Below are 15,612 nucleotides of genomic sequence, written 5' to 3'. Positions count from 1 at the left end.
GCTCGGTCAGCTCAAGAAGACCAAGACGAACGTCGAGTTCCTGCTGCACGTGCAGAAGACGACGCCGGGTGGTCTCACGGAGGCGAGGGTCTGACACGCCGGGGTGTCACTGGAGCTCGGGGATGACCTGCTTCTCGAAGAGCTCGATGCCGCTGGTGTCGTACGCCGCCTCCTGGAAGTACGTGATCGCGTACTCCAGGCCCCGCGAGCGCATGCTCTGCAGCCGCTCGATGATCAGCTCCGGCGTGCCGACCAGGAGGCCGTTGCGCCAGTTCTCGATCTCGCGGTCGGCCTTGGCGGGGACCTGCTTGCGCAGGTGCGCCTCGATCCAGGCCAGCCGCTCGGCGACCTCGGCGTCGTTCTCGCCGATCACCACGTTGTAGTTCGAGGACCGCGTGATCTCGCCGAAGTCCCGGCCCACGTCCTTGCAGTGCGCCTCGAGCACGCTCGACTTGTGCGCGAAGCCCTCCGGCGAGCCGTCGAAGTTCGTGTACTGGGCGTGCTGCGCGGCGATGCGCAGCGTCTTCTTCTCGCCGCCGCCCGCGATCCACAGCGGGATGGACGGCACCTCGGCGCCGCCGTCGCCCACCGGGAGCTGCTGGAGGGGCTGCGGGTAGCAGAGCGCGCCGTCGACCTGGTAGCGCTTGCCCTCGAACGTGCCCGAGGACCCGGTGCGCCACATGCTCGCCATGATCTGCACGCCCTCGTCGAGCGCGCGCAGACGCTCGCCCGCGGTCGGGAAGCCGTAGCCGTAGGCGCGCCACTCGTGCTCGTACCAGCCGGCGCCGATACCCATCTCGACGCGGCCGCCGGAGATCGTGTCGACGGTCGAGGCGACCTTGGCGAGGTAGGTCGGCTCGCGGTACGCCATGCAGGTGCACATCTGGCCCAGCCGGATGCGCTGGGTCGCCGCCGCGAACGCGGCCATCAGCGACCAGGCCTCGTGCGTGGCCTCGGTCGAGGGTTCGGGGACGGTGTGGAAGTGGTCGAACACCCAGGCGGACTCCCAGGCGAACTCGCCGCCCGGGACGGCCTCGCCGGCCGCCTGGTTCTCGGCGCGGTGGACGAGGGAGAGCATGGTGGCCCACTGGTCGGCGGGCGCGACGTCGACCAGGTCGAGGCGCCAGCCCTGCGGGATGAAGAGTCCGAATCGCATGGCCCGACCCTATGCCGACGGGGTTGCCCGAGGGGAGGTGTGGTCGAAATTGTCAGGTTTCGGTACCTCGGGTCCTGGTGGACGCGGCACTATAGGGCTGTGAAAGACGCATGGAGCTCCGACGAGGTACGCAAGGCCGAGGAGCCGCTGATCGCGGCGGGTGAGCCGCTCATGGCCAGGGCGGCGTACGCACTGGCGCAGGCCGCGCTCCGGGAGGTCGCGGCCCGTACGCCGGCCCGCCCGGGCGGCGCCCGGCTGCACGGCAGCCTCGGCTCCGACGGGCTCCCGGGTGCGGCCCGCGTCCGAGCCGGACGCCCGTCCGGCACCCGCGGCGACGTCCGCGGCGCGAGCGCCCTGCTCCTGGTCGGCCCCGGCAACAACGGCGGGGACACCCTGTTCGCCGGCGCGCACCTGGTCCGCCGGGGAATGACGGTCACGGCCGTCCTCGTGTCCGCGCGCGCCCACGAGGAGGGCCTCGCGGTTTTCGAGGCGGCGGGCGGGCACGTCGTGACCCTCGCCGACGCCCGGGTCCCGGCCGTGGTCCGGTCGGCCCTCGCGTCCGACGTCGTGCTCGACGGCTTGGTGGGCGTCGGCGCCCGGGGCGCCCTGCGGCCGCCGGCCGGCGGCCTGGTGCGCGCGCTCGCGGAGGCCCGCGAGGCCGCGGGCAGGCGGTGGCCGTACACGGTCGCGGTCGACATCCCGAGCGGCATCGGGGTGGACGACGGCGTGGTGCCCGGCCCCGTGCTGCGCGCCGACCGCACGGTGACGTTCGGCGCGCTCAAGCCCGGCCTCCTGCTGCCCCCGGCGGCACAGCTCGCCGGCGACGTCGAGCTGGTCGACGTCGGCTTCCCCACCGCCTCCGGGACCGACCACTGGGCCAGCGCGGCGCAGCGCGTCACCCTGGGCCGGCATGCGATGGCCGGCACCGACACGGGCTCCGGCCGGGTGCAGCGCATGGAGCCCGCGGACGTCGCGGCCCTCTGGCCCGCCCCGACCGCCCACGACCACAAGTACACGCGCGGCGTGGTCGGCGTGATCGCCGGGACGAGCACCTACCCGGGCGCGGCGGTGCTGGCGACGTCCGGCGCCGTGCGCGCCGGGGCCGGCATGGTGCGCTACCTGGGCCCCGAGGCCGTGGGCACCCGCGTTCTGCTGGCCCGGCCCGAGGTGGTCGTGGCCGGCGGCCGCGTCCAGGCCTGGGTCCTGGGGCCCGGCGTCCCGGCGTTCGACCCGGAGGAGGGCCCGGACGACGACGGTCAGGCGCGCCGGATCTTCGGGGCGCTCGCGGCCGTGACCGGCGTGCTGTCCGAGGACGTGACCGGTGGCAAGATGCCCGCCGTGATCGACGCCGGCGCGCTCACGATGCTGGAGCACCGGCTGCCCGCCTGGGCGGTCCTGACGCCGCACGCCGGCGAGCTGGCGGAGCTGCTGCAGGGGCTGGGTCACGACGCCGACCGGGCGGCGGTCGAGGCGCGCCCGCTGCACTGGGCCCGCACGGCGCACCAGGCGACCGGCGCGACGGTGCTGCTCAAGGGCGCGATCACGGTGGTGGCCGGCCCCGGAGGCGCGTACGCGCAGGCGGACGCCCCGGCGTGGACGGCCACGGCGGGGGCGGGCGACGTCCTCGCGGGCGTCCTGGGCACGCTGCTGGCCGGGCGCTCGGCCGACGTCGTCGCGGACGAGACGCTCGCGGCGCGCCTCGCCGCGGCCGCCGTCGTGGTGCACGGCCGGGCGGCGGCGCGCGCCTCGGCGGGCGGCCCGGTCGCCGCGCTGGAGATCGCCCACGCGGTACCCGCGGTGATCGCCGAGCTGCTGGGCGGCTGACCGCCGACCGGGGCCGGCCCGGGCTAGGCTGTCGGGCGATGAGTCAGCGCGTCGTGGCCTGGGGGCAGGAGCTCCGCGAGATCCACCGGCGGCTGCGCGACGCCCTGGGCGTGGCGCGGTCCGCCGTCGAGGGCGGTGGTTCCGGGCCGGCGGCGGCGCGGGACCTGCAGCTCTACTGCGTCGGCTTCTGCGCCGCGCTGACCGGGCACCACCGCGCGGAGGACGCCACGCTGTTCGACGTCGTGCTGGCGGCCGAGCCGGACCTCGCGCCCGTCGTGGCCGACCTCAAGCGGGACCACTCCATGCTGGACCACCTCCTGGGCGAGCTGCAGCGCGCCGCGTTGTCGGGGGCGGACCGGGACGAGCTGCTGCGGCACCTCGACGGCATCGAGGCCGTCATGGAGACGCACTTCCGGTACGAGGAGAAGAAGATCGTCGCCGTGCTCGACGGCGCGGACCGCCCGGAGTCCGACCGGCAGGAATTGCTTGGCCCGCTGGCGTGATGCCGCCTCGTCGGAATTGGGCATTCCGGATTTATTTCCGGAGGACTTGCCTTTATCTCGCCTGTCCGAGATGTGCCAGGTAGAACCGTAATTTCCCGTATCACAGGCACACCCTGCACGATTTATCTCTTGTCATAGACTCCCTGACGCGCTCCGATCAATATTCATGTAAGTCACGAAATTGGGGTGTGCGTGCCATCTAGTTACGGGCCTTCCATGGCCATGTCCACGGCGTCGTCGGGGGCACGAGGGAGCCAGGCGGGTAGCAGGGGGAGGGGCCACGTGGTCCACGGGCGGGACAGAGAACTGCGAGTCATCGGGCATTTCGCGACGGACCTGGACCCGACGGTCCTCGTCGTGCGCGGGCTGAGCGGCATCGGCAAGACGGCGACGGTGATCCGCGCCCTCAAGCTGGTCGGCGCGGGATCGTCGGCGGTGCGGGTGGTCCGGCCGTGCTCGCCCCGGCCCTCGGCGCACGACCTGGAGAACAGCCGGCGCATCGACCTGTCGGCCTGGTCCGTGCCCGACCACCTGGAGCACGACTCCGACTTCGACGCGGCGGGCTTCCTGCGCGCGGTGTCGGCCTGGGCGGCCGACGGGGACGGGGACGGCGGTGCCGGCCCGCGTGTCCTCTTCGTCGACGACGTGGGCGTGCTCACCGCCGAGCGCGCGCGCTGGCTGCAGCACCTGGCGGACGAGGCGTACGGCCAGGACTGGAGGGTGATCGCCGCCGTCCGGAGCATCTCCGCCGAACCTCTGCCGGACGACGTCGAGGTGCTCGAGCTGGGGCCGCTCGACCGCGGGTCCCTGCGCCGCGTGCTTGACATGGAACTGAGCGTCCCGGTCGCCGCCGACGTCGTCGAGCAGCTGCGCTGGTGGAGCGCCGGCAACCCCCGGCTCGCGCTGGAGCTCGCCGGGTCGCTGAGCGCCGCGGAGCTGCGCGGGGACGCCTCCTGGACCGGCCCCGAGACCGCGGGCTCCGCCGCCCGGCGCGTCTACCGCGCGATGCTGGCCGGCCTGGACCCGGCGACCATGACCGCGCTCGCCACCGCGCCGCTGGGCGCCCCGCCGCTCGGCGGGGCGGCCCTGGCCCGCCGGGACGGCCGGTCGGCCGTGCGGCACCCGCTGCTGGCCCTGCTCTGCCGCGAGGCGCGCGGGGCGGACGGCCACGTCGACGGCCGCGAGGCACCGGCCGCGGAGCACGACGTGACCGGCGCGCACGCGGCCGAGCGCATCCTCGACGGCCTGCACCTCGACGAGCTGCCGGCCCGCGCCTGGGCGGTCGCGGCGGCCACGCCCGAGCCCCGGCTGTCGGCGCGCGCCGTCGGCGTGTCCCTGCTGACGGGCCGCACGTGGCTGGACCACCGCGAGGGCGCGCTGGTGCCCGACGGCGTGGGGCCGGAGTGGACCGACCACCTCTGGTGGCGCGACGCGACCGGCGTCCCCGCGGAGGCGCGTGCCGCCGGTGCCCGCGTGGCGGCCGCCCTGCTCCGCCTGGAGGGATCGGGCGAGCTGCCGGACCCGGGGACGCTCCGCGGCGACCTCCGGCTGCTCGGGCCGACGCCCGGCCAGGACTGGGTGGGCGTCGGGATCCAGGTGCACGCCCTGCTGATGCTGGGCGACGTCGTGGGCGCGCGCAGCCTGCTGGCGGACCACTCCGGCACGGCGGGGGAGAGCACGGTCGCGGAGATCGTCGCGCGCGACCTCGCGGCGGCCCGGGTCGCCGCCTTCGACGGCCGCGCCGTCGACGTCCGGACGCACCTCGCGCACGCAGCGGAGCTGCGGCCGTCGGTGGACGAGTGGCTGCCCGCGCGCGGGCTGCGCGCGGCGGCGGACGCCGTCGTCGACGGCACCGCACCGGCGAGCACGATGCCCGCGCAGGCGGGCAGCTGGTCGGCGCGGGCGCTGGGCGAGTACGCCGCCGACCTCGGCGCCGCGCACCTCGTCGTGGGGCAGGCGGAGGGCGCCGTGGCCCTGCTGACCATCGCGCTGGAGCACTGCGCCTGGCCGTACCGGGGCCGCGTGCAGGTGCGCTGCGACCTCGTCGAGGCCGTCATGGCGTCCACGCCGCCCGGCCGGGTGGGGCCGCGCATCGAGCGGCTGCTCCAGCCCGTGGTGACGCCCGAGGAGCGGTCGGCGGTCGACGTCGCGGCGGCCTGGTCCAGGCTGCGGGCGCTGCTGGCCGACGACGGCACACCGTCGGCCGCCTTCGAGGCCGCGCTGCACGCCGCACCGGTGCCGATGTCGCCCTGGCAGCGGGTGCGCATGCTGGTGGCCTACGGCCGGTACGCCGTGACGCGCGGCGCCCGCACCACGGGCACGGCGCTGCTCGACGAGGCCCGGACGCTGGTCCGGCTGGCCGGGATGACCGGGTGGCTGCGCGGCATCGACGCGTTCCTCGCCGAGACCGACGCCGGCGGCGGAGCGGGCCCCGAGTGGGAGGTGCTCGGCAGGCACGAGCGGGAGATGGTGCGGCTCGCCGTGCACGGTGCGACCAACTCGCAGATCGCCCAGGCGACGTTCGTGTCCGAGCGGACCGTCGTGAACCGGTTGCGCCAGGCGTACACGACGCTCGGCATCCGGGACCGCAGGGATCTGGTCCGTCTCGCCGAGACCCGCCCGCCCGCCTGGCTCGTCGGCGGGTAACGGTCGAGCGCAGATTTTTCACCCGCTCCTGCGCCTACTTTTCACCCGGCATTCCGGACGTCTTTCTCGTTTCCCCGGCATTGTGTGCGTGGCTGCCTCGGTCGCGCCTCGAAACGTATCGAACGCACTTCACGTTGCGCTGGATTGCGTCAGCGCACGATTACGGCCCTGCCTGGCAGGCGGCTGAGAACCACTGTTCCCTGATGGCCGGGAGCCGGTGTGCCTCATGCCATCGCCCCGAGATCCGGACGTGATCACGTACCGATCCGGACGCTTTTTCTTAAGCGCGAACGTGGAGGAGTGAATTCCGTTGAACCCAACGCAAGTACCGTCACGCCGTCGAAGGGGTGGCCTCGTACTGCGCCGATCTCTGGTGACGGTCGCGGCGTCGGCCCTCGTGGTGACCACCACGGGCCTGCCGGCAGTCGCGGCTGTGGACAACTACCCGGACGAGCCGTCGGAGGCCGCTGCGAGCGTCCTCGACTCGACGCTCTTCCAGGAGGCGCTGCTCGCAGCCGCCTACTCGGAGGCCGGCTCGGTCTCGAACGCAGGCCCGAACGAGGGCAACCTGAACGTCGAGCTGCTCGGCTCGGAGCTCATCCGTCTCGGTGACGTCGAGGTTCCCCTCGACGAGATCCTGGACTTCGGTCAGCTCGGTGCGCTGGCCAGCAAGAGCGAGGCGTCGTCCCCGGTCGACGCGTACGCGGTCTCCGGCCTGGCCGGCGCCGACGGCGGCGTGACCCTGGACGGCGAGACCGAGGACTTCGGCAAGGCCACCGTGGACGTGCTGTCCGTCGCGCGCCTGCTGGGCGTCGACGGCCTCACGGACAAGATCGTCGACCAGCTCCTGCTGGAGGCGGGCGCCGGTGCGGCCGAGGTCAAGGCCGAGGACGGCGTGATCCTGGACCAGGACGGCGTGGGTGGCCTCGGCCAGTACCGCGTGGCCGACCTGGACCTGACGCTGCACTCGCCGGTCATCGAGGACGCTGCCTCGTCGATCTACGACATCGGCGGCACCATCGACACGACCGTCGAGGACCTCGTCAACGAGAACCTCGACGAGAGCGCGCTGACCGGCCTGTTCGACGCGATCCCGGGCGTCCCGACGCCGTCGATCACCGTCGACAGCAACATGCAGGAGAACCTGTTCCAGTCCGTCGTGGGTGAGCCGATCACCTCGGCGAACCAGCTCATCACGATCGACCTGTCGACCGGCCAGCTCGAGGTGCACCTCGACAAGCTCGTGGACGGCCCGAACGAGGGCGGCATCAACGCGCTCGACCCGAACACCGAGCTCATCGACGACACGACCTACCCGCTCATCGCGGAGACCGTGCACGAGCTGATGGAGGAAGTCACCAACATCCTCATCGGCGCGATCGAGGACTCGCTGAACTCGGTGACGATCAACATCGCCTTCACCGACGAGAGCCCGCTGGGCAACCTCGACGTCTCGTGGTCGCTGCCGCTGGCCGACGCCGTGAACGGCAACTTCCCCGAGGCCGTGAACAACAGCACGGGCACGATGGCCCCGGTCGCCGAGCTCCTGGTCAGCACCATCAACACGCTCGGCCCGGCCCTGGCGCCGATCCTGGCCCCGGTGTACGACCTGCTGATCAGCGACGAGGGTGACAACATCTTCAACCTGCTGATCAACGACCTCAAGACGGACTCCATCACGAAGCCGATCCGCGAGCTGCTCTCGCCGGTCTTCGACGTCCTGTCGCAGGTCCTCTCCATCACGATCAACCGTCAGGTCAGCTCCGAGGGCGTGACCCAGACCTCCACCAAGGCCGCGGCCGCGGAGACCTCCTTCGAGCTGTCGGCGCTGAGCATCGCGCTGCTGCCGGCCAACGAGGTCGCTCGCATCAACCTGGGCAACGCCGCCGTCCGCATCGGTGGCGACGGTGGCACGGGCGAGATCGACCCGTCCCTGACCGTGGTCCCCGGCTCTGTCGCTCCGGGTCAGTCGACCGTCGCGACGGGTGAGGGCTACACGCCGGACTCGACCGCCACGGTTCAGCTGACCGACCCCGAGGGCAACCCCGTGGGTGACGCCATCCCGGTCGACACCGACTCCGAGGGCACCTTCACCACCCCGGTGCCGGTCCCCGCGGACGCCGAGCTCGGCGACTACACGGTCGTCGGCACCGACGACACGACCGGCCAGGCCGCAGAGGCCCCGCTGGCCGTGATCTCGGGCGCCGACGTCTGCGCCATGGACCCGACGCTGACCGTCGTGCCGAACGCCGCCTACCCGGGCGACACCGTCTCGGTCATCGGCCAGGGCTTCCCGGCCGGCGTCCCGGTCGTCGTGCAGCTGCGCGACGCCGAGGGCAACCCGGTGGGCGACGCCGTCACGGTCACCCCGGACGACGCCTGTGGCTTCATCACGGACCTGACCGTCCCCGAGGACGCCGAGCCCGGCGACCACGTGGTCGAGGCAGAGCCGGAGGACGGCAGCGAGGGTGCCGAGGCACCGCTGGAGATCCTGAACCCGGACAACCAGGGTGAGGAGTGCACCGACCCGGCCATCACGGCCGACCCGACCGTCGTCGAGGCGGGCGACGAGGTGCAGGTCACGGGCACCGGCTTCCCGGCCGGCGTGAACGTGGTCGTGCAGCTCTTCGACACCGAGGGCAACAAGATCGGTGACCCGGTCACCGTGCTGGTGGACGAGGACTGCGGCTTCACCACCCCGATCACCGTTCCCGAGGGCACCGAGCCGGGCGTCATCATCGTGGACGCGCAGCCCGAGGACGGCAGCGAGGGCGCGCAGACGCCGATCGTGGTCACCGAGAACACCGGTGGCGGCGACGGGCGCGACCTGACGGCCCGTTTCGAGCACCCGACGGTCCAGCAGGGTGACGAGCAGACCTTCTACGCATCGGGCTTCGAGCCCGGCGAGCAGGTCGTCGGCATCATCAACTCGACGTCGTTCGCGCTGCAGGCCCAGGCCGCAGACAGCGAGGGCAACGTCCAGTGGACCTTCACGGTCGACGAGAAGCTCAACGTCGGTGAGCACCAGGGCATCGCCGTCAGCACGGTCGAGGGCGACTCGGCCATGGCCACCTTCGAGGTTGTCTCCACCGCCGTCGGCGGCGGCGACGGCGACAACGGTGACGGCGGCCTCGCCGCCACCGGTGCGAACGTGGGCATCCTGATCGGTGCGACGGTGCTGCTGCTCGGCGCCGGTGCGGTCATGATCAAGCGTCGCCGCGAGATCAGCCAGGCCTTCGCCACCGCGATGGGCCGCATGTCCGACGACTCGAAGGCCGTCTGACGGCTGAGTCGCCGACGTAGCAGGACGGACGCAGCAGGCAGGCGTCCGGAGCGGTAAGGCCGGCCCGGTGCGACATCGTCGCACCGGGCCGGTCCTGTCAGGGCCCGCAGGGGGCCGGGAACTGAGATCGGGGGGAACGTCGTGCGCGAGGTGTCGTCCAAGCGCAGGTTGATACCGGCGATCGTCGCGGCGACCGCCATCGTCGCGCTCGTCGTGGCCGCGATCATGGTGGTGGAACAGGCTCTGCCTGCCGCGCCGGCCCCGCGGGGCGAGGACACGCGGGCGTCGGGCAGCGCGCACGTGACGTGCGCGGAGAACGAACCGGTCACGGAGGAGCTGCTCAGCGGTTCCACGTGGACCATGTGCTGGCGGATCGACGCCAGCCGCGGGCTGGTGCTCGACGACGTGTACTTCACGCCCGCCGGCGACGAGCCGGTGCAGGTGCTCGCCGAGCTGTCCATCGGGCAGCTGGAGGTGCCGTACGACACCGGCCTGCGCAACACCGAGGACATCACGACCCAGGGCTTCGGCGGCAGCCACATCATGACCCTCACCGAGCCGGAGTGCCTGGGCGAACGGCTCGAGACGTACGTGCCCAAGATCGGCGACGGCTCGATGGGCGGCGGCGGGGAGCGCCGCGCCGTGCTGTGCCAGGAGGTGGTCGACGGCGGGATCGCGTACCGGAGCGGCGACACGACGGGCACCGAGGTGGCCCGCCGCACGGACCTGCGGCTCTCGACGATCTCGAAGGTCGGCTGGTACGAGTACGTCAGCCAGTACACGTTCGGCGGGGACGGCAGCATCCGGTCCGACCTCGGCGCGACCGGCGACCTGTCGCCCGAGGACTACGGGGACGACCCGGCCCACGGCTGGCCCGTCGGCCCCGGCGACACGGACTACGCCACCAGCCACTCGCACAACGCGGTCTGGCGGGTGCACTGGGCGCTCGGCGGGCAGGGCGGCCAGGTCGTGGAGCAGTACGACGCCGCGCCGACCGGCGAGGTGGGCCCGCGGGCGCCGCTGGTCGAGGGGGCACTGACCCGGATCCCGCGCGAGGGCACGGCCACGGCGGCGGACCGGCGCTGGTGGCGGGTGGTCAACCCCGACGTGCTCAACGCGGACGGGCACGAGATCTCCTACCAGGTCGAGCTGGGTGCGACGACGCCTTTCCAGCTCACCCAGGACCACAGGCACGGCGGCAGCGACGCCGGCGGCGGCTACGCCATCGCGTTCACCGAGGCGGACGACTGTCAGCTCTACGCGACGGCCAACAAGGAGGGGTCCTGCGGCTCGGGTGTGCTCGACTTCGCGCAGGACGAGACGGAGCTGTCCGACGTCGTCACGTGGGTCGCCGTCGGCTTCCACCACGTGGCGCGCGACGAGGACCAGAGCCCCATGGAGATGCACTGGCAGGGGTTCACGCTGACGCCACGTGACCTGACGGCGCAGCGCGCCGACCCGCCGCCGGCCCGCGAGGACGTGAACGGGAAGCCGGACGCGGGACCGGGTCACTGACTCGCCGACCCCGTACCCACGAGTCAGTGGGGTGGTCCGACCCGACGACTGACTCGCCGGCTCCGGACCTGCGAGTCAGCCGGGTGGTCAGGGCTTTCGTGCCTCGACCAGGGTGCGGCGGCTGTGGCAGACGAAGGAGCCGTGCTCCGCGATGTGGTCGTACAGCGCGCGCAGCCGGTCCCGGTACGCGTCCACGGAGAAGCCGGGCACCGTCCACAGGACCTTCCGCAGGAAGTGCACGACCGCCGCCAGGTCGAAGAACTCCACCCGCGTCCGGGCGTCGCGCAGGTCGACCACGTCGAGCCCTGCCCCCGTCACCCGTCCGCGCAGCCGCTCCACGTACCCGGCGTCGTCGTTCGCCTGCGGCCCCATGAGGAACTCGTACAGCTCGCGGTTCGAGCCCGCCCCCACCTCCTGGACCAGCAGCGTGCCGCCGGGTGCCAGCACCCGTGCCGCCTCGGCGTACGGGAACGAGACCGGGTGGCGGCTCAGCACGAGGTCGAACGTGCCGTCGTCGTAGGGGAGCGGGGCGGCGCCGTCGTCGACCAGGGTCACCACACCGCCGTAGGGCGCCAGCGCGGCGGAGGCCAGCCGGTGGTTCGGCGCCCAGCCCTCGACGGCGCGCACGACGCCGGGCACGCGCTCGGCCCGCCCCAGTGCCTCGGCGAAGACCTCGCCGCCGCCGGTGTCGACGTCGAGCGCGGCGTCGGCCCGACCCAGGCGCTCGCCGCACAGCCGCACGTAACCCCACCCGGGGCGCTCCTCGGTGGCCCGGCCCGCGAACCACGAGAAGTCCCAGCCGTCGGTGGGGACGGCGGCTCCCTCGGCGACCTGCTCCTCGAACGTCATGCCGGCGAACGTAGCCCGGGGAGTCCCCCGCCTACCAGCGGATATCCCCCGACCGGGGGAGACGCGGCACGGGCCGTGGACGGGAGCGTGGAGGCATACCGCACCACCACCGACCGGAGGGAACCGTCATGTCACGCCTCACCCGCGCCACGCTCCTCGGCGCCACCGTCGCGAGCGGAGCGCTCGCGGTGCTCGGCCTCGCCTGGCTCCTCGATCTCTGGCCGACCGTCTACGCGGTGCCGGGGGCCGCGCTCCTGGCGGGCCTGGCCGGGCCTGGCACAGCGAGCGTCGTGCACGTCGTCATCGCGCTGACCGGCGTCGCCGGCGGTATCGCGGCGCTCGCCGGGGCCGTCGGCACGCGCGGCCGCGTCGCGACCGCCGTGCTGCAGCTCGCCGTGTTCGGCGTGGTGCTCCAGGGCACCGGGCCGCTGTCCACCATGGGCTATCTGGTCGCCATGGCGATGCCCGCCGCCGTCGTGGTCCTGCTCGTGCAGGTGGTCCGCCGGTACCGTGTGGCGCGCTGGACGGTCGGGGTGCCCGGCCTGGTCCTGCTCCTCGTCGGCGGCTTCCTGGCCCGGGACGCGCTCGGCGGGATCCTCCGGATGCTCGGCTCCGGCCTCGTGGAGAACCGCGCCGGGCTGTTCCTGTCGCTGCTGGTCCTGATCACCGGGACGCTCTGGGCGGCCGTCGGCACGCAGGCGCTGGCCGGGACGCCGGCCGTCGAGCGGGCCACCGACTGGGTGGTGCGGCACCGGACGGCCATCACCGTCGTGGCCGCCACCGGACCGCTGCCCTACGCCCTGATCCGGCTCACCTGGCTCACACCGTGGCCCCAGCTCGGGTTCGACCTGGACATGTCCACCCGGATCTGGGGGCTCACGCTGTCCAGCGGAGCGTGGCTCGGGTTCTTCCTCACCCTCGGCCTGATCCGGCCCTGGGGCGAGGTGTTCCCCCGGTGGATGCCCGGCCTCGCCGGACGCCGGGTCCCGATCGCCGCGGCCGCCGTGCCCGGTGGCCTGATCGCGGTGACGCTCATCTTCTCGGCGATCCCCATGCTGGTCATGTTCAGCGGCCAGGGCCCGGCCGAGGCGGTCGTCGGCGCCATCGCCTTCCCGTGCTGGTACTGGGGCCCGGCCCTGGCGCTCGCCGTCTGGGGGTACGTGGCGCACCGGCTCCGGACCGAGCGTGGGGCGGTCGGCGCCGAGGGCCGAACCTCCGGTGCGGGCGAGGCCGCCCCCGCCAGGACCGCCACGGCGTGACGTGACGTGCCGACCCGACGTGCTGACCTGGCGGGCGGCCCCGGCGACCGGAGAGGATGACGGCATGCAGGCGACGACGCGGCACCTCGCGCGGTACCTCGCCCGGCGGTTCGCCTGGCACATGCTCGGCGCGGCGATCGGGCTGGCCCTCGTGCTGCTCGTGTACAGCCCGCTGTTCTCCGCGGTCACGGGGCTGCCCGCGTGGGTGGTCGCGGTCGTGGCGGTCGCCGCCGCCGTCGGGCTCGGCCTGGTACCGGGCGCCCGGGAGCTGGAGGTCACGGCGGCCCGCGCGCTGCTCGACGTCGACACCGAGCTCGTGGTCCCGGCCCGGCCCCGGCTCGCCCACCGGGTCCGGACCGCGGCCTGGGTGGTGCTGCACCTGGCGACCGGGATGCTCGTCGCCGTCTGCCTGTTCGCCGTGCTCCCCGGCGCGGTGCTGATCGCCGTCGAGACGGTGGCGGGGCGCTCGTTCGGGTCCGGCTTCCCGTTGTCGGCCGGCGCGCCCGAGGCGGTGCTGCGGCTGGCGGCCTGCAGCGTCGTCGGGCTGCTGGCGCTCGTGGCCACCTGGCCGCTCGGGGCGGCGGCCGCCGCGCTCGCCGGGCGCGTGCTCGGTCCCACGCCGCACGACCGGATGGAGACCGCGCTCGCCCGCGCCGGGCGCGAGGCCGAGCACACGCGGCTCGCGCGCGAGCTGCACGACGGCATCGGCCACGCCCTGACCGTCGTCAGCGTGCAGGCGGCGGCCGGACGACGCGTCGTCGCGGCGAACCCCGACGCGGCCGCCGACGCGCTCGCGGCCATCGAGGACACGGCCCGGTCGGCGCTCGCCGAGCTCGACCAGCTCCTCGCGGTCCTGCGGGACGACGCCGACGCCACCGCCCCCCTGGCCCTCGCACCCGCCCTGGACGACGTCGTCCAGGCCCACCGTCGCGCCGGCCTGGACCTGAGTGCGACCGTCGACCTGCCGGCCGGCCTGCCCGCCCTCCTGAGCCGCACGGTGCAGCGGATCGTCACCGAGGCGCTCACCAACGCGCACCGGCACGGCGGCCCCGGTCCGGTGCGGCTCACCGTGGGGCTCGCCGTGGGGCAGGGCGGCGATCGGGTGCTGATCGAGGTGGTGAACCCCGTGCGCGGTGGTGCGGGGCCGGGGCGGCGTCGGGCCGACGGGCACGCTGGTGGTCGGTCGGCCGGCGGGCGCGCCGGCGGGCGCGGCCTGGCCGGTGTCCGGGAACGGGTCGCCCTGTTCGGCGGGACGGCGGAGGCTGGGCCCGACGGCGACCGCTGGGTGCTCCGTGCGACCCTGCCCTGTGCTCCCGTCCGGACCGACCAGAAGGAACCCGATGCCTGACGCCCCCGTGCGGGTGCTCCTCGCCGACGACGAGCCGCTCGTCCGCAGCGGCCTGCGCCTCATCCTGGACGCGGAGCCCGACCTGGAGGTCGTGGGCGAGGCGGGCGACGGCGCGCGGGCGGTCGAGCTGGCGCGGAGCCTGCGGCCCGACGTCGTCTGCATGGACGTGCGGATGCCGGGCGTGGACGGCCTGCGCGCGACCGAGCTGGTGCTCCGGCTGCCGCAGCCGCCCCGGGTGCTCGTGGTGACCACGTTCGAGCACGACGGGTACGTGCTCGACGCGCTCACGGCCGGGGCGTCGGGGTTCCTGCTCAAGCGCGCCGGGGCCGACGAGATGGTGCAGGCCGTCCGGACCGTCGCCGTCGGGCAGAGCCTGCTGTACCCGCAGGCGCTGCGCGACCTGGTGCGCACGCGGCCGCGCGCGACGGCGGGGGCGCCGGCGCTGACGCCGCGCGAGCGGGAGGTGCTGGCGCTGGTGGCGCAGGGGATGACGAACGCGGAGATCGCCGCGGCGCTCGTGGTCGGCGTCGAGACGGTGCGGACGCACGTGGCATCCGTGCTGGCCAAGCTGCAGGCGCGCGACCGGACGCAGGCCGTGGTGCTAGGCTACCGGGCGGGGCTGGTGGAGCTGTAGCCGGTCGCCGCCGACGGTCCCGCGCCGGAGCGGGTCAGTCCCGGCGCAGGACCATCTCGATCTCGTCCGGGAACGGCGCGTAGTCCGAGGTCTTGCTGCGACCCGTGCGGCGCCAGCCGAGGTGCTCGTAGAAGCCGATCGCCTGGTCGTTGTCGGCGAGGCACCACAGCCGGGGGTCGTCCATCTCGGCGACCGCCACGTCCATGGCGGCCCGGGCCAGGCCGCTGCCCCAGTGCGACGGGTGCACGGCAAGGTGCCGCAGCAGCCGCTCGTCGTGGGCGACGAAGCAGGCCAGGCGGGCGCGCTCGGCGTCGTCGTCCAGCACGTGGACGCGGACGCCCGGCTCGACGACCGCTGCCTGCCACTTGGCCAGCACCTCGTCGGACGGGAACGGGTACATGCCCGGCGGGAAGATGTGGCCCAGCGCCGCGATCCCAGCGGCGCGCTCCACGTCCAGGAGCGCCTGCGCATCCTCGGGCGTGGCCTGCCGGAATCGGTACTCGACCATTGCCCCAGGGTACGGCCCTGCTTCACCCAGGGCACCACCGCTGAGATTTGCGTACCGGACCTGCACAGGGGCGGGCGAAGATTGCCG

General features: G+C 73.9%; 11 protein-coding genes. 8 read left to right on the top strand and 3 right to left on the bottom strand.

What is annotated here, in order from left to right:
* Positions 1 to 106: 106 nt before the first annotated feature.
* Entirely contained in the window at positions 107 to 1,156 is a 1,050-nt protein-coding gene (locus AB0I29_RS10980; protein ID WP_357481473.1) for an LLM class F420-dependent oxidoreductase, read from the bottom strand.
* A gap of 99 nt (positions 1,157 to 1,255) precedes the next feature.
* On the opposite strand from AB0I29_RS10980, the gene AB0I29_RS10975 reads away from it, so the two are divergent.
* The 5 genes from AB0I29_RS10975 to AB0I29_RS10955 all read left to right on the top strand — a co-directional run bounded on the left by AB0I29_RS10975 (position 1,256) and on the right by AB0I29_RS10955 (position 10,927).
* A complete protein-coding gene (locus tag AB0I29_RS10975) occupies positions 1,256 to 2,980 on the top strand; it encodes an NAD(P)H-hydrate dehydratase (RefSeq protein WP_357481471.1) in 1,725 nt (574 codons plus the stop codon).
* 38 nt (positions 2,981 to 3,018) lie between these two features.
* Positions 3,019 to 3,483, top strand: coding sequence for a hemerythrin domain-containing protein (locus AB0I29_RS10970; RefSeq protein WP_357481469.1), 465 nt, complete (start codon positions 3,019 to 3,021; stop codon positions 3,481 to 3,483).
* 357 nt (positions 3,484 to 3,840) lie between these two features.
* Positions 3,841 to 6,129 (top strand): helix-turn-helix transcriptional regulator, encoded by a 2,289-nt coding sequence (locus AB0I29_RS10965; RefSeq protein WP_357481467.1) that lies wholly within the window; start codon positions 3,841 to 3,843, stop codon positions 6,127 to 6,129.
* 373 nt (positions 6,130 to 6,502) lie between these two features.
* The gene (locus tag AB0I29_RS10960) at positions 6,503 to 9,412 is read left to right on the top strand and encodes a choice-of-anchor G family protein (RefSeq protein WP_357481465.1); all 2,910 of its coding nucleotides are present in this window, start codon (positions 6,503 to 6,505) and stop codon (positions 9,410 to 9,412) included.
* Between the two features lie 141 nt (positions 9,413 to 9,553).
* Positions 9,554 to 10,927: a copper amine oxidase gene (locus tag AB0I29_RS10955; protein ID WP_357481463.1), complete on the top strand. Its 1,374-nt coding sequence runs from the start codon at positions 9,554 to 9,556 to the stop codon at positions 10,925 to 10,927.
* 87 nt (positions 10,928 to 11,014) lie between these two features.
* Here AB0I29_RS10955 and AB0I29_RS10950 read toward each other — a convergent pair whose 3' ends face one another.
* On the bottom strand, positions 11,015 to 11,776 hold the full coding sequence (locus tag AB0I29_RS10950) for a methyltransferase domain-containing protein (protein ID WP_357481461.1): 762 nt from the start codon (positions 11,774 to 11,776) through the stop codon (positions 11,015 to 11,017).
* Between the two features lie 128 nt (positions 11,777 to 11,904).
* Here AB0I29_RS10950 and AB0I29_RS10945 point away from each other — a divergent pair, with 128 nt between their 5' ends.
* From AB0I29_RS10945 to AB0I29_RS10935, 3 genes are all read left to right on the top strand, one after another.
* Positions 11,905 to 13,035, top strand: a complete 1,131-nt coding sequence (locus AB0I29_RS10945) for a hypothetical protein (RefSeq protein WP_357481459.1) — start codon at positions 11,905 to 11,907, stop codon at positions 13,033 to 13,035.
* Positions 13,036 to 13,099: 64 nt separating this feature from the next.
* Positions 13,100 to 14,383: a histidine kinase gene (locus AB0I29_RS10940; RefSeq protein WP_357481457.1), complete on the top strand. Its 1,284-nt coding sequence runs from the start codon at positions 13,100 to 13,102 to the stop codon at positions 14,381 to 14,383.
* The gene (locus tag AB0I29_RS10935; RefSeq protein ID WP_357481455.1) at positions 14,376 to 15,017 is read left to right on the top strand and encodes a response regulator transcription factor; all 642 of its coding nucleotides are present in this window, start codon (positions 14,376 to 14,378) and stop codon (positions 15,015 to 15,017) included. Before AB0I29_RS10940 ends, AB0I29_RS10935 begins: the two co-directional genes overlap by 8 nt.
* Positions 15,018 to 15,051: 34 nt before the next feature.
* On the opposite strand, the gene AB0I29_RS10930 is transcribed toward AB0I29_RS10935, so the two are convergent.
* Entirely contained in the window at positions 15,052 to 15,525 is a 474-nt protein-coding gene (locus AB0I29_RS10930) for a GNAT family N-acetyltransferase (protein ID WP_357481453.1), read from the bottom strand.
* Positions 15,526 to 15,612 lie beyond the last annotated feature (87 nt).

Source organism: Promicromonospora sp. NPDC050262 (assembly GCF_040655935.1).
GTDB lineage: Bacteria > Actinomycetota > Actinomycetes > Actinomycetales > Cellulomonadaceae > Promicromonospora.
The sequence above is the reverse complement of the archived record's forward strand: the minus strand, read 5'-3'. Positions and strand labels throughout refer to the sequence as shown.

What these genes read in the sequence shown, in the direction of transcription:
- AB0I29_RS10940 (WP_357481457.1), top strand. Translation starts at nt 13,100, where the DNA reads ATGCAGGCGACGACGCGGCACCTCGCGCGGTACCTCGCCCGGCGGTTC.
- AB0I29_RS10945 (WP_357481459.1), top strand. Translation starts at nt 11,905, where the DNA reads ATGTCACGCCTCACCCGCGCCACGCTCCTCGGCGCCACCGTCGCGAGC.
- AB0I29_RS10950 (WP_357481461.1), bottom strand. Translation starts at nt 11,776, where the DNA reads ATGACGTTCGAGGAGCAGGTCGCCGAGGGAGCCGCCGTCCCCACCGAC.
- AB0I29_RS10935 (WP_357481455.1), top strand. Translation starts at nt 14,376, where the DNA reads ATGCCTGACGCCCCCGTGCGGGTGCTCCTCGCCGACGACGAGCCGCTC.
- AB0I29_RS10980 (WP_357481473.1), bottom strand. Translation starts at nt 1,156, where the DNA reads ATGCGATTCGGACTCTTCATCCCGCAGGGCTGGCGCCTCGACCTGGTC.
- AB0I29_RS10930 (WP_357481453.1), bottom strand. Translation starts at nt 15,525, where the DNA reads ATGGTCGAGTACCGATTCCGGCAGGCCACGCCCGAGGATGCGCAGGCG.
- AB0I29_RS10970 (WP_357481469.1), top strand. Translation starts at nt 3,019, where the DNA reads ATGAGTCAGCGCGTCGTGGCCTGGGGGCAGGAGCTCCGCGAGATCCAC.